This is a genomic window from Paracoccus niistensis, assembly GCF_042432925.1.
Lineage (GTDB): Bacteria > Pseudomonadota > Alphaproteobacteria > Rhodobacterales > Rhodobacteraceae > Paracoccus > Paracoccus niistensis.
On record NZ_JBHLWE010000038.1, the window covers coordinates 169,643 to 195,153 of the forward strand.

General features: G+C 68.4%; 23 protein-coding genes. 9 read left to right on the top strand and 14 right to left on the bottom strand.

Features of this window, described 5'->3' with window-relative positions:
- Positions 1-8: 8 nt before the first annotated feature.
- Together ACFFII_RS12350 and ACFFII_RS12355 are read right to left on the bottom strand one after the other, a co-directional pair.
- Positions 9-1,016, bottom strand: coding sequence for a DUF2927 domain-containing protein (locus tag ACFFII_RS12350; protein WP_377699285.1), 1,008 nt, complete (start codon positions 1,014-1,016; stop codon positions 9-11).
- Between the two features lie 81 nt (positions 1,017-1,097).
- Positions 1,098-2,294, bottom strand: a complete 1,197-nt coding sequence (locus tag ACFFII_RS12355; RefSeq protein ID WP_377699177.1) for a toxic anion resistance protein — start codon at positions 2,292-2,294, stop codon at positions 1,098-1,100.
- 249 nt (positions 2,295-2,543) lie between these two features.
- Here ACFFII_RS12355 and fabF point away from each other — a divergent pair, with 249 nt between their 5' ends.
- Together fabF and mltG are read left to right on the top strand one after the other, a co-directional pair.
- Complete coding sequence (fabF, locus tag ACFFII_RS12360; RefSeq protein WP_377699178.1) at positions 2,544-3,806, top strand: beta-ketoacyl-ACP synthase II; 1,263 nt, start codon at positions 2,544-2,546, stop codon at positions 3,804-3,806.
- The gene (gene mltG, locus ACFFII_RS12365; RefSeq protein ID WP_377699179.1) at positions 3,806-4,984 is read left to right on the top strand and encodes an endolytic transglycosylase MltG; all 1,179 of its coding nucleotides are present in this window, start codon (positions 3,806-3,808) and stop codon (positions 4,982-4,984) included. Before fabF ends, mltG begins: the two co-directional genes overlap by 1 nt.
- 10 nt (positions 4,985-4,994) lie before the next feature.
- Here mltG and ACFFII_RS12370 read toward each other — a convergent pair whose 3' ends face one another.
- Positions 4,995-5,351, bottom strand: coding sequence for a hypothetical protein (locus ACFFII_RS12370; RefSeq protein WP_377699180.1), 357 nt, complete (start codon positions 5,349-5,351; stop codon positions 4,995-4,997).
- A 120-nt stretch (positions 5,352-5,471) separates the two neighbouring features.
- Here ACFFII_RS12370 and ACFFII_RS12375 point away from each other — a divergent pair, with 120 nt between their 5' ends.
- From ACFFII_RS12375 to ACFFII_RS12390, 4 genes are read left to right on the top strand one after another with little or no spacing between them, the layout of a single operon-like run.
- The gene (locus tag ACFFII_RS12375) at positions 5,472-6,914 is read left to right on the top strand and encodes a hypothetical protein (protein ID WP_377699181.1); all 1,443 of its coding nucleotides are present in this window, start codon (positions 5,472-5,474) and stop codon (positions 6,912-6,914) included.
- 5 nt (positions 6,915-6,919) lie between these two features.
- Positions 6,920-7,630: a hypothetical protein gene (locus tag ACFFII_RS12380; RefSeq protein ID WP_377699182.1), complete on the top strand. Its 711-nt coding sequence runs from the start codon at positions 6,920-6,922 to the stop codon at positions 7,628-7,630.
- 3 nt (positions 7,631-7,633) lie between these two features.
- Positions 7,634-9,943 (top strand): sulfatase-like hydrolase/transferase, encoded by a 2,310-nt coding sequence (locus ACFFII_RS12385; protein WP_377699183.1) that lies wholly within the window; start codon positions 7,634-7,636, stop codon positions 9,941-9,943.
- Positions 9,944-9,969: 26 nt separating this feature from the next.
- Complete coding sequence (locus tag ACFFII_RS12390) at positions 9,970-11,955, top strand: hypothetical protein (protein WP_377699184.1); 1,986 nt, start codon at positions 9,970-9,972, stop codon at positions 11,953-11,955.
- 45 nt (positions 11,956-12,000) lie between these two features.
- On the opposite strand, the gene ACFFII_RS12395 is transcribed toward ACFFII_RS12390, so the two are convergent.
- From ACFFII_RS12395 to ACFFII_RS12415, 5 genes are all read right to left on the bottom strand, one after another.
- Positions 12,001-12,891: a GT-B fold glycosyltransferase domain-containing protein gene (locus tag ACFFII_RS12395; RefSeq protein ID WP_377699185.1), complete on the bottom strand. Its 891-nt coding sequence runs from the start codon at positions 12,889-12,891 to the stop codon at positions 12,001-12,003.
- A gap of 72 nt (positions 12,892-12,963) precedes the next feature.
- Positions 12,964-14,775: a glycosyltransferase family 2 protein gene (locus tag ACFFII_RS12400; protein ID WP_377699186.1), complete on the bottom strand. Its 1,812-nt coding sequence runs from the start codon at positions 14,773-14,775 to the stop codon at positions 12,964-12,966.
- A 26-nt stretch (positions 14,776-14,801) separates the two neighbouring features.
- A complete protein-coding gene (locus tag ACFFII_RS12405) occupies positions 14,802-15,755 on the bottom strand; it encodes a glycosyltransferase family 2 protein (RefSeq protein ID WP_377699187.1) in 954 nt (317 codons plus the stop codon).
- A gap of 51 nt (positions 15,756-15,806) precedes the next feature.
- Complete coding sequence (locus tag ACFFII_RS12410) at positions 15,807-16,625, bottom strand: hypothetical protein (protein ID WP_377699188.1); 819 nt, start codon at positions 16,623-16,625, stop codon at positions 15,807-15,809.
- 79 nt (positions 16,626-16,704) lie between these two features.
- A complete protein-coding gene (locus ACFFII_RS12415) occupies positions 16,705-17,739 on the bottom strand; it encodes a glycosyltransferase family 2 protein (protein ID WP_377699189.1) in 1,035 nt (344 codons plus the stop codon).
- A 109-nt stretch (positions 17,740-17,848) separates the two neighbouring features.
- Between ACFFII_RS12415 and ACFFII_RS12420 the strand changes: the two genes are divergently transcribed.
- Both ACFFII_RS12420 and ACFFII_RS12425 read left to right on the top strand, forming a co-directional pair.
- Positions 17,849-19,015, top strand: a complete 1,167-nt coding sequence (locus ACFFII_RS12420; protein WP_377699190.1) for a nucleotide sugar dehydrogenase — start codon at positions 17,849-17,851, stop codon at positions 19,013-19,015.
- A gap of 5 nt (positions 19,016-19,020) precedes the next feature.
- Entirely contained in the window at positions 19,021-20,031 is a 1,011-nt protein-coding gene (locus ACFFII_RS12425; RefSeq protein WP_377699191.1) for an NAD-dependent epimerase/dehydratase family protein, read from the top strand.
- Here the strand turns inward: ACFFII_RS12425 and modC are convergent.
- Genes modC through ACFFII_RS12455 form a run of 6 tightly spaced genes read right to left on the bottom strand, consistent with a single transcriptional unit; the run spans position 20,010 to position 24,392 of the window.
- Positions 20,010-21,140 (bottom strand): molybdenum ABC transporter ATP-binding protein, encoded by a 1,131-nt coding sequence (modC, locus tag ACFFII_RS12430; RefSeq protein ID WP_377699192.1) that lies wholly within the window; start codon positions 21,138-21,140, stop codon positions 20,010-20,012. The two genes, ACFFII_RS12425 and modC, sit on opposite strands and share 22 nt — an antisense overlap.
- A complete protein-coding gene (modB, locus tag ACFFII_RS12435) occupies positions 21,137-21,835 on the bottom strand; it encodes a molybdate ABC transporter permease subunit (RefSeq protein WP_377699193.1) in 699 nt (232 codons plus the stop codon). The genes modC and modB overlap by 4 nt, the downstream gene beginning before the upstream one ends.
- Positions 21,836-21,842: 7 nt before the next feature.
- Positions 21,843-22,598 carry a molybdate ABC transporter substrate-binding protein gene (gene modA, locus ACFFII_RS12440; protein ID WP_377699194.1) on the bottom strand — a complete coding sequence of 252 codons (756 nt, stop codon included), beginning with the start codon at positions 22,596-22,598 and terminating at the stop codon, positions 21,843-21,845.
- A 51-nt stretch (positions 22,599-22,649) separates the two neighbouring features.
- Positions 22,650-23,018, bottom strand: coding sequence for a winged helix-turn-helix domain-containing protein (locus tag ACFFII_RS12445; protein ID WP_377699195.1), 369 nt, complete (start codon positions 23,016-23,018; stop codon positions 22,650-22,652).
- Between the two features lie 52 nt (positions 23,019-23,070).
- Entirely contained in the window at positions 23,071-23,469 is a 399-nt protein-coding gene (locus ACFFII_RS12450) for a DoxX family protein (RefSeq protein ID WP_377699196.1), read from the bottom strand.
- Positions 23,470-23,510: 41 nt separating this feature from the next.
- A complete protein-coding gene (locus ACFFII_RS12455) occupies positions 23,511-24,392 on the bottom strand; it encodes a VOC family protein (RefSeq protein WP_377699197.1) in 882 nt (293 codons plus the stop codon).
- Between the two features lie 98 nt (positions 24,393-24,490).
- Between ACFFII_RS12455 and ACFFII_RS12460 the strand changes: the two genes are divergently transcribed.
- Complete coding sequence (locus tag ACFFII_RS12460; protein ID WP_377699198.1) at positions 24,491-25,417, top strand: LysR family transcriptional regulator; 927 nt, start codon at positions 24,491-24,493, stop codon at positions 25,415-25,417.
- Positions 25,418-25,511 lie beyond the last annotated feature (94 nt).

Here is a 25,511-nt window from a genome sequence, read left to right on the forward strand (position 1 = left end):
TTGCCGCATCAAGCCCCGGGCAAGGGCGCGGGTTCCGGGCCGCCCGCCAACTCAGCCGCGATGCGGGCGACGACGGGGCGGGCCTCGGCCTCGGTCATGCCGGGGCGCAGGCGGGGGTCGTAGAGCATTTTCAGCAGGCGCTCGTCATGCGCGGTGAGAAAGGCGAACTCCTCATTGTCGTTGAAGATCGAGGGTCGCGCGTCGGGGCTGTCATTGGCAAGACCCATGCCCTGGGCCAGTTCCTCGTGGATGCAGCTGAGGCGCAGGCGGTCGGGCAGTTCGGCCCGGATCACGGCGATCGCGTTGGAATAGGCCGCGCCCGCGCCGGGGGAATAGGCGAAGACCGTGCAGTAGTTCTGGGGCGCGAGCCGTTCGATCGCGCTGACATCGGCAGAGGGGATTCCGGGGATGGCAGCGGCCAGGCGGGGGCCGATGCTGCGGCGCTCGTCCTCGCTCACGATCATGACGACGAAGTTGCCGCCGTCGCCGCTCAGGCCGACCGGGTGACCGGTCACGCGCTGCAGGCGGTCGGCGAAATCCGCGGCCAGCCCGCGGTCGCGGGTGCGGGTCGCGGGCGGAACCGAGTCGCCAAAGACTACCGAGATGCGCACGGGGCGTTCCCAGCGGCGCAGGGGCGCGGCATGGGCCTGCGGGACGAGACGGCCGCCCTGCATGACATATTCGTCCCGCAGCGCGATCTGGATGAAGTCCTCGGCCAGGCGGTCGGCGCCGGGCGTCTCGCCGGAATCGCCGCGCAGCAGGCCGCGCGACAGCAGGCTGTCCTGCACGCCGGACAGGTACTGCGCCATCGTGGCGCTGGCCGGGCCGGGAGCGGTCGCAGCGGCAGCCTGCGCAGCTTCGGCGCGTTCGCGGCGCAGGCGTTCCTGCAGCGTTTCGGGCCGTGGCGAAGGGGCCGGGACCACGTCAGGACGCGCGGCGGGCGCGGGCGGCGGCACCGTGGGAACCGTCGGTTGGGCCGAGCAGGCGGCAAGCGCCAGCAGGGCTGGAATGGACAGACGCCGCCCCCAGGAAGGGGCGGCGCAAGCGGCGCGGAGACGGTCGGTCACGGCAAGGGTCCGGTCTTGGGCAAGGGGCCCTCAGGCCCCGGGGGTGACAGTCGCGGCGCCCATCGACACGGGGGCCTGGGCGCGCGCACGCGAAGCGGACAGCGTCTGGCGCAGTTCGGCCTCCATCTTCTGCAGGTCCATCTCGGCAGCGGCGCGGCGGGCCTTGCCCTCGTCGGCGATGCGAAGCGAGTCCTCGATGGTGGCGATCAGTTCGGCATTGGCGGTGCGGACCGATTCGATGTCGAAGACACCACGCTCCATTTCGGTACGGATACGGGCGTTGGCGTCGCGCAGGTTCTTTGCATTCGCCGTCAGCAGGTCGTTGGTCAGGTCGGTCGCCTGCTTCACGGCGGCGGCGGCCTGCGACGACCGCTGGATCGTCACCGCCTGCGCAAGCTGCGTTTCCCACAGCGGCACGGTGTTCACCAGGGTCGAGCTGATCTTGGTCACCAGCGACTTGTCGTTTTCCTGCACCAGCCGGATCGAGGGCAGCGACTGCATCGTCACCTGCCGCGTCAGCTTGAGGTCATGGACCCGGCGTTCCAGGTCGTCGCGCATGGCGCGCAGGTCGCGCAGCTCCTGCGCCTCGATGATGTCGCCGTCATTGGCCGAGCCCTGCACCTCGGCTTCCTTGGCGGGGATGATGCTGCTGTCCAGTTCGCGCAGCTTTCCTTCGCCCGCGGCGATATACAGCGCCAGCTCGTCGTAGAAGTCGAGCGTGCGTTCGTACAGCACGTCCAGCGACTTGATGTCCTTCAGCAGCGTATGCTGGTGCTGTTCCAGATCGGCCGTGATCTTGTCGATCTGTCCCTGCACCTGTTCATAGTTCGCGACGAACTTGGCGAAGGGCGCGGCGCGGCCCAGCAGCTTTTCCCACCAGCTGCGTTCGCGCCGGACGTCCAGTTCCGACACGGAGAAGCCGCGGATGGTGGAGACGATCTCGCGCAAGGAGTCGCCCGCCGGGCCGATGTCCTTGTTCTTGACGTCGGCCAGCATCGCCTGGCTGATTTCCTGCAGGCCTGCCTGGGCGCGCGATCCGAAATGCACGATCGAGGCCGTGTCCTTCAGGTCGATCTCGTCCATGCGGCGGCGGATCTCCTCGGCCACGGGAGTATCGGCGCGGTCCAGCGGGACGACTTCTCCGGCCGGTTCGGGCAGGACGACCGAGGTGACGGCCTGCAGTTCCGGCAAGGCGGCCTCGGCCCGGGCCTGGATTTCGGTGCTCATCGTGCGGCTCCCTTGTCGGACGCGAAGACGGGCCTTCGGTCGTTCGGTTGATCGGCGGGCCGGCCCCGCATGGCTGCGCAGAATAGGCCGGATTGACGCGCGTTCAACAAGGCAACGGGGGCAAAGTTCCGAAAAACGCAAGCTCGGCGATGGATTGGCGAAAGGACGCCCGGCTGCCTGCGGCTTGCGTTGCGCGGCACAAGGGGCGCGTGTATTGAGCGACCGTTCAACCGTTGGGAAGGAACATCGATGCGCAGGGTCGTCGTCACCGGGCTTGGGATGGTCACGCCGCTGGCGTGCGGGGTCGAGGAAACCTGGTCGCGGCTGCTGGACGGGCAGTCGGGGGCCGGTCCGATCACGCGCTTCGACGCCTCGAACGTGGTGACGAAATACGCCTGCGAGATCCCCTTCGGCGACGGCTCGGAAGGCAGCTTCAACCCCGACGACTGGATGGACGCCAAGGACCGCCGCAAGGTGGACGACTTCATCCTGTACGGCATGGCTGCGGCCGAGCAGGCGGTGAAGGACTCGGGCTGGGCGCCCGAAACCGACGAGCAGCGCGAGCGCACGGGCGTCATGATCGGCTCGGGCATCGGGGGATTGACCACCATTGCCGAGACGGCGGTCCTGATCAAGGAACGCGGCCCCAAGCGGGTGTCGCCCTTCTTCATCCCCGGCTCGCTGATCAACCTCGTTTCAGGGCAGGTCTCGATCCGCTTCGGCTTCAAGGGGCCGAACCATGCCGTCGTGACGGCCTGTTCCACCGGGGCGCACGCCATCGGGGACGCGGCCCGGCTGATCGCCGTGGGCGACGCCGACGTGATGGTCGCGGGCGGGGCCGAGTCGCCCATCTCGGAAATCGGCATCGCGGGCTTCAACGCCTGCAAGGCGCTGTCCACCAAGCGCGACAACGACCCCAAGGCGGCCAGCCGCCCCTGGGACGCCGACCGCGACGGATTCGTCATGGGTGAGGGCGCGGGCGTCCTGGTGCTTGAAGAATACGAGCACGCCAAGACGCGCGGCGCGAAGATCTACGCCGAGGTGCTGGGCTATGGCTTGTCAGGCGACGCCTATCACATCACCGCACCGTCCGAGGACGGCGACGGCGGCTTCCGGTCGATGGCGGCGGCGCTGAAGCGGGCGGGGCTGGAGGCCTCGGCCATCGACTACATCAATGCGCATGGGACCTCGACCATGGCCGACGTGATCGAGCTGGGCGCGGTCGAGCGCCTGCTGGGCGATCACGCGGGCAATGTCACGATGTCCTCGACCAAGTCGTCCATCGGGCACCTGCTCGGGGCCGCGGGCGCAGTCGAGGCGATCTTCTGCATCCTTGCGATCCGCGATCAGGTCGCGCCCCCGACGATCAACCTGGACGAACCCGCGCGAGAGACGCCCATCGACCTGGCCGCCAACGCCGCCGTCCGGCGCAAGATCGACGTGGCGCTGTCCAACAGCTTCGGCTTCGGCGGCACCAATGCCAGCCTGGTCGTGGGCAAGGTCCGGGGCTGATGTGGCGGGCTATCGCCTCGAACTTCCTGACGCTGCTGATCGTCCTTCTGGTGGCGGTGGCGGTCGCGGTCGCCTGGGGGCGCAACCAGTATAACGCCCCCGGTCCCAGCGCGCTCGCCCAATGCGTGGAAATCCCGCAGGGTGCGCGTCTGAACGAGGTCAGCAAGCAGCTCGAGGCGCAGGGCGTCATCACCTCGCCCTATATCCTGCGGACCGGCGCGGATTACGCGGGCAAGGCGGGGCAGCTCAAGTTCGGCAGCTACCTCGTTCCGCCCCGCGCCAGCATGGCCGAGGTGGTGGACACGATCACGGCGGGCGGGCCGTCCACCTGCGGGACCGAGGTCATCTTCCGCGTGGGTGTGCGTGACAACGCCTTGGTCCTGCGCGACCTGAATCCCGAAAACGGCCGCTACGAGGACCGCATCCGTCACGATCCTTCCGCGGGCGAGGCGCCCGAGGCGATCGTGCAGGCCGTCGCCAAGCCCGGCGCGCGGCTGCGCGTGGCCGTGGCCGAGGGCACGACCGTCTGGCAGGTGGTCGAGGCCGTCAGGCAGGCGCCTTTCCTGGAAGGCTCCGTTGGTCCGGTGCCGCCCGAAGGGACGCTCGCCCCCGACACCTACGAGGTCAACCGGGGCGGCAGCCGGCGCGAGCTGATCGACCGGATGCGGGTGGCGCAGGACGGGATTCTGGCCGCTGCCTGGGAGGGTCGTCCCTTCGGACTGCCCTACCAGACGCCGGAGGACGCGCTGACCATGGCCTCGATCGTCGAAAAGGAAACCGGCGTCCCCGAGGAGCGGGCCCGCGTCGCCGCCGTCTTCGTCAACCGGTTGCGTGAGGGGATGCGGCTTCAGACCGACCCGACCGTGATCTATGGGGTGACGAACGGGCGCGAGGTGCTGGACCGGGGCCTGCGCCGGTCAGAGCTGCAGCGGCGCACGCCCTACAACACCTACCAGATCGACGGGCTGCCGCCGACGCCCATCGCCAACCCCGGCCGCGCGGCGATCCAGGCGGCGCTGAACCCCGAGGACAGCGACTTCCTGTATTTCGTGGCCGACGGCAGCGGCGGGCACGCCTTTGCCCGTACGCTGGAAGAGCACAACGCCAACGTCGCCCGCTGGCGCGCCATCGAGCAGGCCCAGGGCGAGGACACCGAGTCCCCCGTCCAGACCGACTGAGGCAGGGGGCTTACTCGACCACGCCCTGCGCCGACCGGGCGCAATGGACGGCCGGCGTGCCGTCCGGGGCGGGGGTGCAGCCCTCACCCTCGGCCAGAGGCTCGATCAGCGCGCCGGTTTTGGGCAGGGTGACGCGCCAGGCATGGGGGCGCTCGGCGCTGTCGCCGCCATGGCCGTAGGGCGTGAACTCCAGGTCCGTGTCCGTGCAGCGGGCGGCCAGCACGGTGTGGCCCGCGCCTTCCAGCACCTTCTGCACGGCTTGCGCCTTGGTCGCGCAGTCCTGCATCGTCTCGGCCGAGGTCAGGGCCAGGTGCGTGGCATCGCCGCCTTGGGCAAGGGTCAGGACGACCAGAACGGGCTTCAGCATCGGGCAGTCTCCTTCAAAGGTCGGGCGGCGCGATTCTAGCCGCAAGGCAGGGGGTTGCACAGTCCAGCGCAGGAACCCGCGACCCTTCCCTTTTCCGTGCATTTGCCGCATGGATTTCGCATGACGCGCGAGCCCGACCACAACCAGACGCTGATCGCGGCCGAGAACGGCCCGGTGATCGAGGCCGACGACACCGGCCTTGTCCTGCGCCTGTCCGACCGCGTGATCCGCGACATCGCCCGACGCATCGGCCTGCCCGCTGCAGCCCCCGACCCCGTCCCCGCGCAGCCCCCCTCGGCCGCGCCCGAACGGCTGGACGCGGCTCTGCTGGGCGACATCGACGCCTGGGACCTGCAACGCGAGGGCGAGTGGCTGCACTTCCTGGCCTATCGCCCCGGCCCGCAGGGCGCGCGCCGCTATCGCCGCCATGCCTCGGGCGGCGGCATCATCGCCGAAACGCCGGGGCCGGTGCTGGGCCTTCTGTCGCTGGGCGCAGGGCGGCGGATGACGACCTTCGGCGGCACGCCGGACTTCCCGCATCACGTGGTGGCCTGCCATGTCCCCGACGAGGGCGAGCCCGACCATCTGGTCCACGGCTGGCGCAACCGGGGCGCGGACACCCTGCTGGCCGACGCGCTGCTGGCACTGCGGCATCAGGCCCATCGCGCCCTGCCGCTGATCGTGGCCCTGCCGGTCCTTCTGCCGCCCGGCCCGCTGCCCCCGGCCGACCACCCCTCGGTCGGCGCGGCCGAGGACCAGTTGCGCCGGCTGGCGAAGCTGGCCTCGGCGCTGGAGAAGCCCGCGCGGCTGCTGGCCGTGGGGATTGAGATCGGCCACGATCAGGCCCCGACCGACGCGGCCGGCTTCCATGCCGAGGCGCTGGGCTGGCTGGACCTGATCGCCGCGCGCATCCCTTCGCGCGACCTCGGACAGCCCCGCTTCCTGATGGTGGCCGATTGCGGCCCCTGGTGGGCGCATGATCCGGAACGTAACCGCGCCGCGATCGAGGGCCAGCATCGCCTGTTCCTGCGCCCCGGCCTGCATGACGTGACACCCGTCGCGCCCTCCTACATGTTCGCGCAGGACGACCTGGGCCAGCCCACGCCCGAGGCGATGGCCGAGCGCGCCGCGCTCGAGGCTGCTGCGCTCGACAGCCTGCTGCGCCGCCAGCCCTGGACCTGCCCGCTGCTGTGCCTGGCCGAGCGCGAGGGCCGCACGGTCCGCGCCGTCTTCAAGGCCGATCGGCCGCTGGTGATCGATCCCGCCGATCCCTTCGGCGCGGGTCCCGGCGCGGGTTTTGCGCTGGCCGGGACAACCGCCGGCATCGCGGGCGTCGAGATCGCTCCGGACGATCCGCAAAGCGTCCTGATCCACCTCGATGGCCCGCTGGAACCCGAGGGTGGGGCCGAGCCGCGGCTGGACTATGCCGTGGGCGGTCCGGCGCGCGGCCGGGGCACGGCGCATCCTGCAGCCTGCGGCGCGCTGCGGGACGAATGGGCGCTGGACCGGGGCGGCAGAACGCTGCGCCGCTGGGCCTTGCCCGGCAGCCTCGTGATCCGGTGACGCCCATGCTGACGCTGCCCTTTTCTGTCCCCGAAGCCGCCCTGACCGACGGCGAAACCCGCCGCCTGTCTCGTCTGACCCGCGAAGCGGGCGGGATCTGGCTGCGTGCCGCAGACGGACAGCCTGAAGGCTGGCCCGCCGCCACCGGCTCCGCTGCGATCGCGCTTCCCGTGGCCGAGACACCGGTCTTTGCCCCCCATCGCACCCGCCCCGCGCTGCACCTGACCACGGGCGAGAACCGGGGCTTCCGCCTGCCCGATGCCGTGCCGGACCCCAGCCGCTGGTCGGCCGCGATCCTCTGGGCCGCCGACGCGCCCGCGCTGGCGCTGCTGGCCGTGCGACCGGAACGCGGCGGCAACCCGCTGCACCTGTCCGACACCGAGGAGGGGCTGGTCTTCCGCGACGACGACGGCACCGCCTCGGCCACCCTGCCGCGCGGGCAGGGGCCCTGGCGCCTGACCGTGCTGGCCTGCGCCGATGGTCGCCTGACCTTAGGGCAGGACGGCGGCCAAGCGAGCGCGCAGGGGCTGCGCGTCCCACCGGGCGCTGCGCATCTGCTGGTCGGGCACCGCAGCCTGCGGCGAGGCATGCGCAAGACGCTGGGCGCGGGACGTATCGCCGGGGTCTGGCTGTGGCCCGGCCTCGACATCCTGTCCGACGCGGAGGCCGCGGCGCTGCGGGACGCGCTGGACGGCTTCCGCCAGTGGGAGGTTTGAGCAATGGCATTCACCCGCGACAGCATCCGCGAGGACAACATCTGCGTGATCTGGGTGGACGACATGATCGACGTCTTCACCTGGCGGAACGCCTTTGGTGTGACCATCCAGACACCCAACATCGACATGCTGCTGGGCGCGGGCGTGCGCTTCGCCAACACCTATGCGACCATCCCGCTTTGTGCGCCCTGCCGCGCCGAGGTCGCGACGGGGATCTCGCCCTACCGCTCGGGCGTGGTTGATCTGAACCGCGTCTGGCGCGACGTGATGCCGCCGGAAAAGGCCTGGGCCTATGACCTGCGACGCGCCGGGTTCTACAACTTCACCACCGGCAAGACCGACGCGCATTACCAGCCGATGCCCGAGGACTACCGGCGCATCCTGTTTCACGAGGACCCGGAGGCCAGCGACAAGGGCGGCCGCAAGAAGGTCAGGGACTACCTTGACGGCAAGGGGCCGGGCGTCGCCGGGGTCAACCATCCGGACGATGACGGCTCGCAGGACAACAAGTTCTATGACTACTGGGTCGCGCAGAACGCGATCGATCACCTGAACCGCGCCGACCCGGACCGGCGGCACCTGATCCAGCTCGGCTTCAAGCATCCCCACTTCAAGCTGCAATGCCCCGACCGCTTCTACCAGATGTACGACCCGGCCGAGATCACCTGGCCCTCGGTCGCCGCGCCCGAGGACTTCCACGGGCCGCAGCCCGGCATGGCGGTCTATGAGTTGGCCTATATCGTCAACGGAAGCTGGACGCCGGAAAAGGCGGGGGATGAAGGCTGGCGGCAGGTCGTGCGCGCCTACTTCGCCGCCTGCAGCCATGTGGACCACGAGATCGGCCGCTTCCTCGACGCGCTGGCGGCCTCGCCCCTGGGCGACCGGACCACGGTGGTCTTCCTGTCGGACAACGGCTTCAACCTCGGCAACCACGACAGCTTCCACAAGATGAGCCAGTGGGACAGCGCGGCCCATGTGCCCTTGGGGATCTGGAGCCCCCGGATGGAGAAGGGCCGCGTCGTTGACCTACCCATCTCGCTGCACAACCTGCCGATGACGATCATGGACCTGGCCGGGCTGCCGCGCCGTCCCGACTGGCCCTCGGGGCAGAGCCTTCTGCCGCTGATCGACGAAAGCTTCGGGCAGTTCGACGAAACGAAGTCGCCCGTGACCTCGGTCTTCGGCACGCTGTCGGTGCGGCCCACCGCGCCTGACCTGCGCCATCTGCGCTATTTCCGCTATCCCAATGGCGAGGAGCACGTCTACGATCTCGTCGAGGACCCCGGCGAGACGACGAACCTTGCCGACAGCGCCCCGATGGACCGCCTGCGGAACGAACTGGTGCGGAACGCGGCCGAACTGGGGCTGGACCTGTCGGGGGCCGAGAACCCGGCAAACGGAGTCAACGCGATGATGGCCGTGGACGGCTCGATCGTGCTGGCCGGAGGCGCGCGGGACACGCATTACTGGGCCTATGGTGCCGACAGCGCCAAGCTGCGCGCCGATCCGGACAGCGGGCACAACACGCTGTGGTACCTGGGCGGGCCCAATGACTTCGTCCTGCAGATGCCGCCTCACATGCACGAGTTGCGGGTCGCCACGGTCGTGGCCCGGGAAGAGGGCGCCGAGTCGCGGGATGGCAGGGCGCTGCGGATCGTCGGCCATCCCGACAGCCCTTTCCGTTTCGAAAGCTCGGAGCGGGTCTCGGTCCATGTCGTGGGCTCAAACGGCGACGACGTGATGATCGGGCAGAAATACGGCGGCTCGACCTTCCATGGCTTGGGCGGGGACGACCTGCTGGTCGCGACCTCCAAGCGCCCGAAGGACCGCAACCTGCTGCATGGCGGATCGGGCAACGACACGCTGATCGGCGGTCCGGGCCAGGACAGTTTGCACGGAGGGTCGGGCGACGACGTGATCCATCTGCGGGGCGAGCGGGGGCTGGTCATGGCCGGACCCGGCAACGACGACATCCGCGTCTCGGACGGCGGGGCCGAAATCGATGCCGGCCCCGGTCGCAACAGGATCGAACTGGGGACGGGAACCCACCGCGTCACGCTCGGGCCCGGTCCGAACCGCATCGTCACGGGACCCGGCGCCAAGCGCTTCACCTTGGAACGCGGTGCCACCGTGGCCCTGACCGGCTGGGACAAGGCGCAGCGCTATGTCCTGAAGGACTGGCCCGCGCCGGTTCAACAACGCGTGCTCGAGGGGGGCGAGGTGATGATCTTTGCCGCGACCTCCTGTCTTGTTGTCACCGACTGTCCGCCCGGCCTCGACCTTCTGGCACAAGTCGAGGGCGGGGGCGCCTGACCCTCTGCCTCACGAAAGGACCTGCGATGGATTGCGACGCGCTTGAGTTCCAGTCTCGGATGGCGGGCTGGAACGCCGTCTCGATGGCAACGGAATACAAGGTCGTCGTCAGCGACCCTGCTGCCTTGCAGACCCGCGACGGAAACGGCGTAGACGAGGCGCTGCGCGGTTTCCTCGTGTCGAACCTGAACGCCCGCGCGGCCCGGCGCTTGTCGGATCAGGACGCCGCGCTGGCCGAGGAATTGAAGGATGGCGGCAGCATCGCCCTGCTGCTGGACCCGGTCACGCGGGAACCGGCGCGTCTACCCGACGGCCGGCTGCTGACGATAGACCAGCCGAAGAAGGGCAGGGATCGGCCGGCCGGTCTGGAATCCATGGTCAGCTGGCGCTCGGACGTCGGTGTCCACCTGCAGGTTGGCGGCGGGGCGGAACGCTTCGTCACCGTGCTGCGGGAAAGCTTTCCCGAGGTGAACGTGGTGCGCCTCGATTTCAACGCCGAAAGCGTGGACAACGCCGGGATGACCGAGGAATGGCGGGACTTCGCCCTGACCGCCTCCCGCGCGGGCTTGGGGCTTGTCATCCAGAACTCGGACGGCGACCTTGCGGGCGGGCTCAAGCGTCCTCAGTCCGTTGAGCTGGGACCGCCGGATGCGCTGGCGCAGGTCTCGGGCGAGTGGAAGATCAACCAGGTGCAGGCGGACTGGCAACGGATGCTGGACTGGTTCCACCGTCCCGAGAACGCCCCGATCCTGGATGCCGTGGTCGGGTGGGAACTGATCAACGAGCCCATGGCCTATGGCAACAAGCCCGAGGCTGGCGCGCTTTACAGCCGCCATATGGCCGACCTGATCGGGTCGCTCGACTGGGGCGGCAAGCGCCTGTTCGTGGGCGGATTGCGCGCCTCGGCGCAGTTCGAGCATCTGGATCACGACCTGATCCGCAAGGCTGCGGGCGACCGACTGGTCTGGTCGGCGCATATGTATCCCGGCTGGGTGGTGGCCAAGACCCCCGATCCCGACGGCGGCATGTTCCGCGACCAGATCTGCCGCCGCATCGGCACGCTGACGCAGCCGGGCGACGACATCATGGTGACCGAATCCCAGCTTTACACCGAGGCGGGCTCGCTGGACCCCGCGGGGAGCGCCAAGGCGGCGCAAAGCTACAACATGGCCCGCAAGCTGCCTTGGTTCGCCGACAACGGCATCGGCTGGACCTGGTGGCCGCCGATCGGGCGCGCCTCGCAGATGCTGCGCTGGAACGGCAGCAAGGACGGATACACGGTCGAGATCGAATCCGCTGCCTTCGCCCATTGGGGATGGGTCCGGGACGAGACGCAGGCCCCCGAGGGCGCGGCCGAGCATTGGGGCGGGGCAGGGGACGAGGTGCTGACGGTCGAACCTTCGCGCGGTGAAGAAACGGACCACGTCGTCGAGGGCGTCTCGAACCCGCACGGGCTGATCTATGCGCTGGCAGGAGATGACCGGGTGAGCGGCGGCGAGCTGACAGATCTGCTTTACGGCGGCAAGGGCGGGGACAGCCTCGAGGGCGGCGCGGGCGGCGACTGGCTCTTCGGTGGACAGGGCGACGACCATCTGGACGGCGGCGAAGGCGACGACGTGCTGATCGACCCCGAAGGGGCGAACAGTCTGGCAGGCGGCGCGGGCAACGACCACCTGGAAGGCGCGGGCGTTCTGGACGGGGGCGAGGGCGACGACGTCCTGACCGCCACCGGCGACGGCACGGCCCTGACCGGAGGACCCGGATCGGATCGCTTCCTGCCGCCCCTGCGCGGACGCATCACCTTCGCCGATTTCACCCCCGGCGAGGACAAGCTGGACCTGTCGCTGCTGCAGACGCCCAACCGCGCGCCCACCCTGGAACTGCGCGGCTCAGGCGACGAGACGACGCTGGTCTGGGGCGATCTCACGGTGACGATGCCGGGCGCGGCCGCCCTGACGGAAGCGGATATCATCAACGCAGGTCCAAGGCGCGTAGTGCTGACCGACGGGTAGGAAAGGGGTGCGACGCGCGCAATGAAGCGTGTTATGGGAGCCGCCTTATTGACTCCTCGTGTTTTCACTTTCGGAAACTGCGGTGCCCTTCCGGTCCGTCAACCGTCTGATGAAGCGAACGCCGTAAAGTTCCTGTACCAGTTTCTGTCGTGTCGGATATTGACCGGCAGCCTTCAGAATATCGTTGGTGCGGTAGTGGATCGTGTAGATGTGCTTGTCAGCCGGCAGGGGTTGGCCGGACTGTCGCCCCCCCATGATGAAATGCTGCTCTTCCGGAAGGACGTTCCATTTCAGCCCCGCCCGTTGAATGGCAATGGGAAGTGACAACTGGTCCAGATACGGCCTGCGCTTGGGAATGTCGGGTTCGCGGTCCAAGATGAGAGCCGTTTCATACCAGACATTGCCGAAGCGGCCGCCTGGACTTTCGCCTTCCGGGAAGACCACGAGGCCCGAGCTGAAATAAGGGATGACCCTGCCGCGATTGCGCATCAGCCCGATCCGTTCTTCGGGAATCGGCATGTCGAATACCTTGTAGATCCGGTCCCAGATCGACTGACCCGTCCATCCCATCCATGCTGCGGCCGAACATGACACATGGCCCGACCTGATCAGATTGCCCGGATCGTTGGGCTGCAGGAACATGATGTCCGTGTCCAGGAAAGCCGTGAAATCAGTGTCGCGGGGCTGTAAGGCAGCCAGGATCTTGTTTCCATGGACGTAGGGTGTATCCCACATGCCCTCGACCTTCATGGGGCGGATTTCAGCACCAAGCATTTCATGCGCCTTCAGCACCGCTGGATGCACCTGGTGCATCTTGTGCTCCGGGCAGTAGCCCAGAACCTTAACCGAGGCAGGGAAATGTTTGCGGATCGAGGCCAAAAGGACGCAGGCCATGATGTCCAGTTGAGAAGGTTCCGCGATATAGATGAACGTCAATGACGGACTCACTGTCCTGCTCCTTGAAATGAGAACTTGGCCGGCGGCCAGAGAATGTAATGTCCAGAAGGCTTAAGATGGGGTGAACGGCTCTGCCCTGTCCTGCTTCAGGAACAGCGAAGCACCATTTTCGCCAGAGGTCGAACTCTCGACCAGACCCTGCGCCGCAAGCACGCGGCCATAGTCCTGTCGCCGGCCCTTGGCTTCGTCCTCGGTTACGACGATCACCCGCCTGACCGACTCCAGAGGCATGGCGGCCAGAAGGTCGGGCGGGACTGCCTCGGGGTGGGACAGGCGCAGCGTGTCGGGGCGGAAGTCGCGCAGGCAGGCGGCGAGGCCCGACGCCTCGGCGGCACCGTCCGACGACAGGCGCAGCGGGCCGTCCACGAGCTTGAGGCGCGTGCCGTCCTCGAATCCGTTCCGGCGGTGGATCATCCGCGCGGCGGCGGCAAGGCCGGGACGTTCCTCCTGCAGCATGACGACGAGCCGGGGGTGGTTGCGCAGGGCGACCATCGCGGGAAAGCCCAAGCCCCCGCCCAGGTCCAGAAGCCGCGCCGTTCCGGCCACCTGGCCCGGCAGGTTGCGGGCGTTGCGGCGGTCGAACTTGCCGGACAGAACCGCCTTGACCGCATCGGTCGAGAAGATGCGGAAATCTCCCGGCAGCAGCACGCCGTGGTTTTCCACCCACTCGATCTCGCCCGCAGGCTCGGCGGAAAGGTCCACCGGGATGACATAAGGGCCGGGGGAGGGCGCCGGCGAAGGCGCCGCACGCTCCTCGACGCCGTCCTTCGGGCGCCTGACCCGGCCCATCAGTTCGGCGATGCGGATGGGGTCGCGGGTCTTGGGGGGCTTGGCCTCGACGCTGGAGATCGGGATACGGCCCGCCTCGATCAGGCCGTCGCGCAGGGCGCGGTAGGCGTCGGACTGGCGGTATTCGGCCAGACGCGCCTCGACGCGGGCCAGTGCGGCCTCGTGCAACTCGCGCAGGACGGGGTCGGTCAGCAGTTCCGCCATGATTGCCGCGCGGGCGGGGGCGTGGCGCAGGATGCGGGTATCGGGCACCTCGTTGCGGTCCTGCAGCGCCCAGTAGTCGGCGTTGTACTTGTCGGCCTTGTTGTTCACGTTGCCGCGGAACTTGCGCAGGGCGTAGCTGTCCACCGACTTGACGGCGTAATGGTTCATCTGCGCCCAGTCATAGCCGATCGTGCGCGTGATCGAGCGCCAGCCGTGGAAGCGGAAGTAATCCTCCATCGGCCTGCCCGAGCCGTTGAGCCAGCGCACCGTGTCGGGGAAGCCGTCCTCGAGGTGCTTGTTCCTGATGGCGGGCCGGTGGATGCCGAGTTTCCAGTACTCGGGGTCGAACTTGAACAGCGTCTTGACGCCCCATCCCTTGTTCCAGTCGGGCGGCGCGGCGCGGGTGTACTGTTCCGTCACCGGGGCACGCGACCAGTCCACCACCCCGTTCGAGCCGAAGATGCGCCAGGTCACGACGATGCCGTTCGCGTCCTTTGCCACCGCGTCGTCCAGCATCCCGTCCAAGTGGCCCGAGGGGTGGTTGATCGACAGGAACTCGTCGGCGTCAAAGACCATCACCCAGTCGGCGTCCTGCACCAGCGGCTCGTTCTGGGCATGGTTCAGGGCCGAGGGCTGAGGCTTCACCCCTTGGGGGATGACGTTGGGGCGATGATAGCCAAGGCCCAGTTCCTCCAGCCGCTGCAGCATCTCGACCGTGCCGTCGGTGCAGTCGTTGGTATAGACGAGGATGTCGGTGAAGCCCACGGCAAGGTGATGGGCGAACCATTCCAGCAGGAACGGCGCCTCATCCTTCATCATGGACACGGCCATGACGGTGCCATGGCGGCTTTCGTGCTTCTTCAGCTTCACCTCGGGCCTTCCATTTCCCTTGTCCCTCAGCCCTCGCGCGAGATCTGCGCGGGATCGGTGCGGGCCACGCGCTCATCCCGCAGCCGGACGGCCGCGCTGTGGGCCTCCCGCACCGCGGGGCCTGCGAGCGCTTCGGTCATCATCGCGCGCACGGCAGGGGCGAAGCGGTGGATCTCGGTGCGCTCGGCCTCGTTGATGTCGAAGCGGTTGAGATAGCCGTCCGCGAAGCGTCCCTTGTTGCCCAGGCCCGACCGCCGCGTCCGCTTCAGCAGGAACTGCCGCAAGGACTTGACCGGGTAGTGGTTGATCTGGGCGACGCGCGGCCGCTTCTTGATCTCGCGCGGCAGCAGCTCGTCCGGGCGGCCGTTTTCCTTGATCCGGCCTGCGGCCTCGTCGGGCAGCGGGCTCAGGTCCTGCGCGACCATGCGGACCTTGGCCCCGGCGAACCAGATAGGGCGGTGCGCGAACAACTGCTCGATCTGGTTGGAGGTGCGGAACAGGCACTTGAATGTGCGTTCCATCCGCGTCAGCTCGGCCGAGGATTTGCTGAAGTTTTCGATGACCAGCCCCTCGGGGACATCCACATGGCCCGAACTGCCGAAGTTCCGCCAGGGCAAGGCCATGGCATCGGCGGCGCGATCCTCGAGCGCGGTCACAAGCGCGGGCACGTCGGGGACCGTCAGGGGCAGCAGGAACTCGTCCGCATCAGCCCAGAGCGCCCAGGTTGCCCGGCGATAGACTGGATCGTCGATCATCAGGCGGGCGGCCGCGTCCTGCGGCGCGAGATCCTGCCCCAGCACACTGTGACGGCGGTGGTGGACAAGCCCCGCCGCCTGCAGCGCGTCCAGCAGGTCGTCCGAGCCGTCCGTGCAGTCGTTCGTGTAGACTAGCACCTCGTCGAAGCCGACGGCGCGCTGGTAGCAGACCCACTCGAGAACGTCGGGGCCTTCGTCCTTCATCGCCGAAAAGACAAGCTTCACCGGGGCTCTCCCTTGTTCGCCGTCATGACCCGGAGAGGCCCGGGCCAGCCCTTATTCCTCCAGCGCCGCCGCAGGGTCGATGCCGACCTGCTCGCACATGCGCGCGACATAGGAATTCGCAAGCGGCGGGTTCTTCCGCCACCAGGGCTTTGTGCCGTTGGTGTAGAGATGGACCGAGACGGTCCTGTCGGTGAAATGCCCCTCGACCCGGCCGTGAGGGTCGAAGAACACGTCGTTCAACTGGAAGGGCACCGGATACAGCACGTCGGGCGTCATGGCCTTCTCGATGTCGCCGGTCTGCTGGGCGAACCAGGTGAAGGCCTGCGGGCCGAAGGCGGTGCGCTCGGTCTTGTAGATCGCCGCGGCATGGGACAGCCCGCCCTTTTCGGTCAGCTTGTCCATCTGCTTGCGCTGCTTCTTGTTCCACCAGGCCGGATAGGCGGGCAGATTGTCGTAATAATCCAGCAGCAGGTCCATCAGACGGCCTTCGCGCGGCAGCCCGACGACGCCGCAGTTCAGCGCGCCGCGCATTCCGTGGCCCGCGAAGACATAATCCCAGTCCTCGGGGAAGGGCTTGTGGCAGAAGGCGTCGCAGTCGATCCACAGCGCCCCGGTCTTCCGGATCATCTTGTAGCGGAACACGTTGGACAGGAACGAGGCCGAGGTATCCTCGACCAGCTGCATGTCCAGGTCCATGATCTCGGACGCCGGGCGGATCTCCACGCCCTCGGGCGCATTGTCCACCTTGCCGGTGCAGTACAGCGTCACCGGATGCCCGTGCAGCAGATGCGACTTGAGGCAGAGCTGGTTGAGGTAATGCAGCCGGTCGCCGATCCACAGCGAGGCTACCGGGCGTCGATCGAGTTGCATGGGAATCTCTCGCTGGACAGGTCAGGCGCCTGTTTAACCCGAGGTTGCGCGCCACTCCACCCCTGCGCGCAAAGACGGATCAACTGCGCCCTTCCGACAACAGGCTGTTGTGCAACATTTTCGAAAGCAGGATCTGCGTTTCCATCGGCAGCACCGGGGTGGTGGGCGACTGGACCAGCCACGAGAAGCGCATGAGGCTGTCCCGGTCGGCCAGCAGCGCGGCGATCCGGTCCCGGCGCCAGGCGATGCCCGCCCGGTGCAGTCGAGCAAGCTCGGGATCGGCAAGCAGCGCGTCCATGGCGTCCCGAAGGGCCGGGGCATGGCGCAGGATGCGGCGGTCCTCGATCTCGTTGAAGTTCCGCTCGACCCAGTAGCCCAGGTCGATCGGCAGGTGCATCCGGTTCGGCCGCCCCCGTTCTGCCTTGACCATGAAGTTCTCGGCCGAGCCGACCGAGTAGTGGTTGACCTGCGCCACCGCATAACGGCGTGGGTCGGTCTGGGCCACGGCGGACCTGTCCAGCCGGTAAGGGCGGCCGCTGCCGTCCACCCAGCCCTCCAGCACCTCGTCCTTGTCGTCGGTCTGGGGGCGGTGGACGCCCAGCCGCGTCAGGCGCGGGTCGTTGCGGAACAGGCTCTTGAACTGGGCGGCCCTCCAAGGCCAGATCATGTCGTCGGGGGCGGCGCGCGTGAACTGCCCGGTCACCGGCTCGGGCTCGAACCGGACCCGGCCGGAACTGCCGAACATCCGCCAGGGGATGGCGAATCCCTGCGCCTGGGGCGCTGTCCCGAACAGGTCGTCCAGCGTCCCCGCGCCTGCGTGAATCACCAGAAACTCGTCCACGTCGGCGACCATGATCCATTCGGCCCGCCGTGCCAGCTTGTGGTTCCTGGCCCGCGACAGGGCCTGCCACTGGATCGTCTTTCGGCCGCGGCGGGGATTGGGGACGTGGGTGACGATCCCGAGCTCGGCCAGCCGGTCCAGCAGGGCGTCCGTCCCGTCCGCGCAGTCATTTGAATAGATCAGGAAATCGGTAAATCCGATCAGGCGGTGATAGGCGACCCATTCCAGAATGAAGGGCGCCTCGTCGCGCATGGAGGTGATCATCAATCGCATGGCAAGGGTCCGGACTTTGTGTCCGGCGAGCGGGCTCGGACCGATAGGGCATGGATTATACGCAAGTTTCTGCTAAGAGAATGGTGAATTGCAGCTTAGGAAGCAGACCATGAAGATCGCTGTTGTCGGCCTGGGATACGTGGGCCTTTCCCTTGCCGTCCTGCTGGCGCAAAGGGACGAGGTGGTGGCGCTGGACGTCAACACCGGCCGCGTGGACCAGGTGAAGGCAGGCGTCTCGCCCATCGAGGATGCCGACATCACCGATTTCCTGAAGAACCGCGACCTGAACCTGACCGCGACGACCGACGCCGCCCGGGCGCTGGAAGGCGCCGACTACGTCATCATCGCCACGCCGACGAATTACGACACCCGCACCAACCGCTTCGACACCTCGACGGTCGAGGGTGTGATCGCCCAGGCCCGCAAGCTTGCGCCCGAGGCCACCGTGGTCGTGAAATCGACCATTCCGGTGGGCTTCACCGAACGGATGCGAGCCGAGCATGGCACGGACCGGATCCTCTTCTCGCCCGAGTTCCTGCGCGAAGGCCGTGCGCTGCACGACAACCTGCACCCTTCGCGCATCGTCGTGGGCGACACGACGCCCGAGGCGCGGCGCTTTGCCGAGCTGCTGGCGGCGGGGTCCCTGGACCCCGACGTGCCGGTGCTGTTCACCGGCTCGACCGAGGCCGAGGCGGTCAAGCTGTTCTCGAACACCTTTCTGGCCATGCGCGTGGCCTTCTTCAACGAGCTGGACAGCTATGCGCTGACCAACGGCCTCGACGCGCGCCAGATCATCGACGGCATGTGCCTCGATCCCCGCATCGGCTGCCATTACAACAATCCCAGCTTCGGCTATGGCGGCTACTGCCTGCCCAAGGACACCAAGCAGCTTTTGGCCAACTACGCCACCGTGCCGCAGAACCTGATCGCGGCGGTTGTGGAATCGAACCGCACCCGCAAGGACGTGATTGCCGACCAGATCGTGGCGCGCCAGCCCAAGGTCGTGGGCGTGCACCGGCTGGTGATGAAGGCGGGTTCGGACAACTTCCGCGACAGCTCGGTCCAGGGCATCATGAAGCGGATCAAGGCCAAGGGCATTCCGGTCATCGTCTACGAGCCCGTGCTGCAGGACGAACTGTTCTACAACTCGCCCGTGATCCGCGACCTCGATCAGTTCAAGGCCGAAGCCGACCTGATCATCGCCAACCGCCTGACGCCCGACCTGAGCGACGTGGCGGACAAAGTCTACACCCGCGACCTCTTCGGACAGGACTGAGCCCCATGCGCACCATCCTCGTTACCGGCGCGGCCGGTTTCATCGGCTTCCACCTGAGCCGGGTCATGCTGGACGAGGGTTGGCGGGTCGTGGGACTGGACAACCACAACGACTACTACGACCCCGCGCTGAAGGCGGCGCGCGAAGCGCAGCTGCTCGACAATCCGAACTACCGTCCAGTGCGCGGGTCCGTGGAAGATCCCGGATTGCTGACGGACCTCTTCGCCGAGGAACGTCCCGAGGCGGTGGTCCATCTCGCGGCCCAGGCGGGCGTGCGCTATTCGATCCAGAACCCGCGCGCCTATGTGCAGGCGAACCTGCTGGGCACCTTCGAGCTGCTGGAAGCCGCGCGCGCCCATCCGCCCAGGCACATGCTGCTGGCCTCGACCAGCAGCGCCTATGGCGCGAACACAAAAATGCCTTACCGGGAAACCGACAAGGCGGACACGCAGATGTCCTTCTACGCGGCCACCAAGAAGTCGAACGAGGCGATGGCGCATTCCTATGCCCATCTCTTCGGGTTGCCGGTGACGATGTTCCGCTTCTTCACGGTCTACGGTCCCTGGGGGCGGCCCGACATGGCGCCCTATCTGTTCACCAGCGCCATCTTTGAAGGCCGGCCGATCAAGGTCTTCAACCACGGCGACATGAAGCGCGACTTCACCTTCGTGCTGGACCTCGTGCGGGCGATCCGGCTGCTGATCGACGCGGTGCCGGGGGACAAGCCCGCGGGCGATTTCGACAGCCTGTCCCCGGTCGCGCCCTTCCGGGTGGTCAACATCGGCAACGGGGCGCCCGTGCCGCTGCTGGACTTCATCGCCGCGATCGAGAACGCAGCGGGCCGTCCGGCGGAACGGCAGATGCTGCCCATGCAGCCCGGCGACGTGCCCGCCACCTGGGCCGACACGACCCTTCTGCGCGCACTGTCGGGCTATGCCCCCCAGACCGAGGTGCCCGACGGCGTGAGGCAGTATGTGGACTGGTTCCGCGACTATTATCGCATCGGAAACGGCTGACCCTCACCCGGCGGGCGGGCCGCTGCCCAAGGCGCGCGGCCCACGTCCGCCGCCTCGTGGGCCACGGATTTCACGACCGCCGTCACCGCCTCGCCGGGCGCAATGCCAAGCTGAAGGGCAGAGCGCCGGGTGATCCGCGACAGAATCGGCCCCGCGCCGGTGGACAGTCGGACCAGCACCGCGCCGCCGCGATCGGTCACGGACTCGACGATCCCCGGCAGGATGTTCAGCGCCGACAGCCCCTCGGGGCGGCCCCGCGCCAGCATCACGTCCGCCGCCGCGATCCGCAGCCGCAGCCGCGCGCCGGGTGGGGCGGACAGCGTCGGCAGGAACAGGGGCAGCCCGCCCGCGCGCAGTTCCGTCACGCCGTCGAGGTGATGTGTGGTGACGGTGGCCTCGATCACCGCGCCCGCCTCTCGGCCCGGCCCGGCGGCGGCCGGGTCAGACAGCACCTCGGCCGCCGGTCCCATGCGGGTGATGCGGCCCGCATCCAGCATCACGACGGTGGTGGCGATGCGGGCTACCTCGACGGGCGAGTGGCTGACATACAGCATCGGCACCCGCCAGTCGTCGCGCAGGCGTTCCAGATAGGGCAGGATCTCGGCCTTGCGGTCGTCGTCCAGCGCCGACAGCGGCTCGTCGGCAAGGATCAGGCGCGGCTCGGCCAGAAGTGCCCGGCCGATGGCGACGCGCTGGCGTTCGCCCCCCGACAGCGTCGCGGGCGCGCGGTCCAGAAGCGCGCCGATGCCCAGCATTTCGATCACCGCGCCTTCCGAGGTGCGCCGCATGCCTCGAAGCGAGAACCAGCGGCCATAGCGCAGGTTCTGCCGCACGGTCAGGTGCGGGAACAGCCGCCCGTCCTGGAAGATCACGCCCAGCCGTCGGCGGTGCGGGGGCAGGTGGATGCGGCGCGCCGTATCGGTCAGCGCCGTCCCGTCCACCGCGATCCGCCCTGCCTCGGGACGCAGCAACCCCGCCACCGCGTTCAGCACCGTGGACTTGCCGGAACCGGAATGTCCGAACAGCACCGTGACTCCGGGCGGCGCGTCAAAGCTCACGTCCAGCGTGAAACCTCCGAAGTGGTGGCGCAGCGCGACGGACAGGCTCATCGCCCCTGCACTCGCCGCGTGGCCCGACGGGCGAGCCACTCCGAGGCCACCAGCGCCGACATGGCGACGATGACCGAGATGACGACCAGCCGCGCAGCCGAAGCCTCGCCTCCCGGCACCTGCAGGAAGCTGTAGATGGCCGAGGGCAGGGTCTGCGTCTGGCCGGGGATGTTCGACACGAAGGTGATGGTGGCCCCGAACTCTCCCATCGCCTTGGCGAAGGCGAGCACCGCGCCCGCGATCACGCCGGGCAGGATCAGGGGCAGGGTGACGGTGGCCCAGACCCACGCGCGCGAGGCGCCCAGAGTCCCCGCCGCCTGTTCCAGCCGGGGGTCCACGGCCTCGATGGACAGGCGGATCGCGCGGACCATCAGCGGGAAGGCCATGATGGCGGCGGCCAAGACGGCCCCGGTCCAGCGGAAGGCGATTACGATCCCGAACCACTGGTCGAGCCACTGGCCCACCCAGCCGCGCCGCCCGAAGGTCAGCAACAGCAGATAGCCCGTGACCACCGGCGGCAGCACCAGCGGCAGGTGCACCAGCCCGTTCAGCAGCCCGTGCCCCGGAAAGCGCCAGCGCGCCAAGGCATGGGCTGTCAGCAGGCCGAAAGGCAGGCTGACCAGCGTCGCCCAGAAGGACACCCGCAGCGACAGCCGCAGCGCGTCCCACTCGGCAGGGGAAAGCCAAGCGGCCAAGTTGCCCTCAGTCCGGGATGGTGAAGCCTTGGGCCCGGAAGACGGCCTCGGCCTCGGGCGCGCCCAGCGCATCGAAGAAGGCACGGTCGGCGGCGTCGGTGCCGTTCTTCAGCAGGGCGGCGGGGTAGGTGATCGGGGCGTGGCTGTCCGCCGGGAAGGTGCCGACGACATGGACCCGGGGCTCGGCGCTCGCGTCGGTGGCATAGACGATGCCCAAGGGCGCCTCTCCGGTCGCGACCAGCGCCAGCGCCGCGCGGACGTTGTCTGCCTGCGCAACCGAGGGGAGAACCTGATCCCAGACGCCGAGGGACACCAGCGCCTCTTTCCCGTATTGCCCGGCGGGCACGGAATCGACCAGCGCCATGGCGAGCCTGCCGCCCCCCAGTGCGCCCTTCAGGTCGAAGCCCGGCGCGGGCGTCAGTTGCGGGGCATCCGGATCATGGGCCACCAGCACCAGCGTATTTCCCAGCAGGTCGGTGCGGGCGCCCCCGGCCACCTCGCCGCCTTTCTCGACCTCGTCCATCCATTCGGGCGAGGCCGAGATGAAGATGTCCGCCGGCGCCCCCTGCAGGATCTGCTGCGCCAGCGCGTTCGACCCGGCATAGCTGATCGTCACGCTGTTCCCGGTGGCCTGCTGGAAGGATTGCGCGATCGGGTCCAGCGCCGTCTTCAGCGAGACGGCGGCGAAGACGACCACCTCCTCGGCGACAGCGGGCAGGGGCAGGAGAAGGGCGGCGGCAAGGGCGAGGGACAGGCGGGGCATGGCGGCCTCGGTGGATATGTTCGTCTGAACATAACCAAGCTGCGAAAAGGCTCAACCGTTATTTCCGGCCGGACGCATCGACTTCAGCGCGGCCAGCCGTTCCGCATTGACGGCCGCCGAAGCGGCCTCGATCTCTCGGTAAAGCGTCAGGACCTGTCGGCCGGCGTCGGTCAGCGTGGCTCCGCCGCCGCCCGGCCCGCCACGGGCGCTTTCGACCAGGGGCTCGCGGAACATGGTGTTCAGATCCTCGACCAAGGTCCAGGCGCGCTTGTAGCTCATCCCCAGATCGCGCCCTGCGGCCGAGATCGAGCCGGTGCGGGCGATGCCTTCCAGCAGCGCCGCCTTGCCGGGGCCCAGCATGACGGAACCGTCCAGGAACAGGCGGATGAAGAATTCGGGGTGCAGTCGCGGCGCGCTCATGCCCCCGAGATTCCCGTATCGCCGGGACGGGGGCAAGGGCGCGCCGCGGGTGTCAGGCGTGGGTGGCGACGCCGGCGGCCCCGCCGCGGCGGTTGTCCAGCGCCCAGGCGCCCGGACCCGCGACGAAGATGTAGAGAAAGACGAAGCAGTAGAGGATCGCGGCCTCGCCGCCATTCGCGCTGGGCCAGAAGCCTCCGCCCGCGTGGCCGATGAAATACGCCGCGGCCATCAGGCCCGAGGACAGGAAGGCGGCGGGCCGGGTGAAGAGGCCCAGCACAATCAGCAGCCCGCCGAAGGTCTCGATCAGGCCGGCGGTCAGGATCATGGGCGGCAGCGTCTCGGGGCCGGGGCCCGGAAAGCCGATCATCTTGATGAGACCGTGTTCCAGGAACAGCAGGCCCGCCATGATCCGCTGGGCGGCAAGGGCGCGGGGCGACCAGGTGGACAGCATGGGAGAGTCCTTTCTTGGTGTGATGATGTGTCGTGAGGGGGTCAGGCGGTGCGGATCGTCAGGCGCGTGCCCCAGGGGTCGCGCGTTTCCAGTGTGTCGGCGGGCGTCGCGCCCAGCCGGCCGGCGATCCCCGCCACGGCCTCGGGCCTCGCCAGCAGTTCGATCTCGGCCAGCCCCGTGGTGCCTTCGGGACGGGGACCCGCGCCGCGGCTGTTCCAGATGTTGGCGCCGATGTGGTGGTGATAGCCGTCCGCGCCGAAGAAATGCGCGCCGGGATAGCGGGTCATCAGGCCCATCCCCATCCGGCTGGCCCAGAAGTCCTCGGCGGCATCAAGCTCGCCCACCTGCAGGTGAACATGGCCGACGATGGTGTCGTCGCGCATCCCCTCGAAGGGCTTGCCGCTGCGGGCCGCCGCAAGCTCGTTCAGGTCCAGCGGCAGCGTCGCCATGGCGACGCTGCCGTCGGGCGTGATCGTCCAGTCCTCGCTGGGGCGGTCGTGATAGATCTCGATGCCGTTGCCCTCGGGGTCGGTCAGATACAGCGCCTCGCTGACGAGGTGATCCGAGGCGCCGTCCAAGGCCGCGTGCCGGCTTGCCGCATGGATCAGCCAGTCGGCCAGCGCGCTGCGGTCGGGCACGAGGAAGGCGGTGTGGAACAGCCCTGCCTGGCGGCGGTCGGCCAGCCGGGCCTGCGGATCGTGGCGCAACTCCAGCAGCACGGTGCTGCCGGCGCCAAGGCGGTGGCCCTGCGCCTCACTGTCGATCAGCTTCAGACCGATGATGTCCTGATAGAAGCGGCTGACCCGGTCGAGGTCGCGGACGGTCAGGGCGACCCGGCCGATCCGCAGGGACGAGCCAGCCGAGGTGATGCCGGGGCGGGGGGGCGTGCCCTCGGGGCGCGAGCGGCGCTTGGCGTCAAGCATAATGAACTCCTTGTCCTGTTGGGATCAATATGCGCCCTTGCAGGAAGTTTGATAATCCGGTGAGTTGTCATCACAGCTCACACTCAGAGGAATAGATCATGCTGGACCGTTTCACCGGACTGCAGGTCTTTTCGCAGATCGCGGCGCAGGGCAGTCTGTCGGCAGCGGCGCGTGTGTTGGGGATGTCGCAGACCATGGCGACACGCCATCTGGCGGCGCTCGAGGAGCGGCTGGGCGTCAAGCTGGTCCATCGCACCACCCGCCGGATTACCCTGACCGAGGCGGGGCGGCGCTATCTCGACAGCGCCGATCGCATCCTCGAGGAGCTGGAGGAAGCCGACGCCGCTGCCGCTGCCGAGCGCATCGAGGTCAGCGGCACGCTGCGCATCAACGCGCCCGTGTCCTTCGGCGTGCGGGTGCTGGCGCCGATGCTGCCGGAGTTCTCGGCGCAGCACTCGGCCTTGCATCTCGACCTGGGACTGAACGACCGCATCGTCGATCTGGTCGAGGAGGGCTGGGACACCGCCGTCCGCATCGGGCGGCTGACCCAGGGCGACCTGATCGCCCGCAAGCTGGCTCCCTGCCGAATGGTTCTGGCAGCGGCGCCGTCCTACCTCGCCGCGCATGGAGCGCCACGGACAGTTCAGGACCTGACGCGGCACAACTGCCTGCATTACACGCTGTCGCACGCGCTGGCCGGGCGCACCTGGGCCTTCGGGGCAGACCGCGCAGCGCAGGTGACGGTCCAGGGCAACCTGCAGGCCAACAACGGCGACGCGCTGCTGGTGGCGGCCCGCGCAGGGCAGGGGCTGGTCTACGAGCCCAGCTTCATCCTAGGCGACGACCTGCGCGCGGGCTTGCTCGTGCCGCTGACGCTGGACCATTCGCCGGTCGAGCTGGACGGCGTCTACGTGGTCTATCCCAGCAATCGCCGCCCGCCTGCCCGGCTGCGGGCCTTCGTGGACTGGATCGCGGAACGCTGCGCCGGCGTGCCGCCCTGGGATCGGGGTCTTTCCTTCGGCTGAGGGCGCGTATCCCCGCATCAACAGCCGCCTGCCGCCCCAGCGCGCCGCCTTGTTGTGCAGGCGTAATCCTGATAAATATCCAAGGATAAACAAG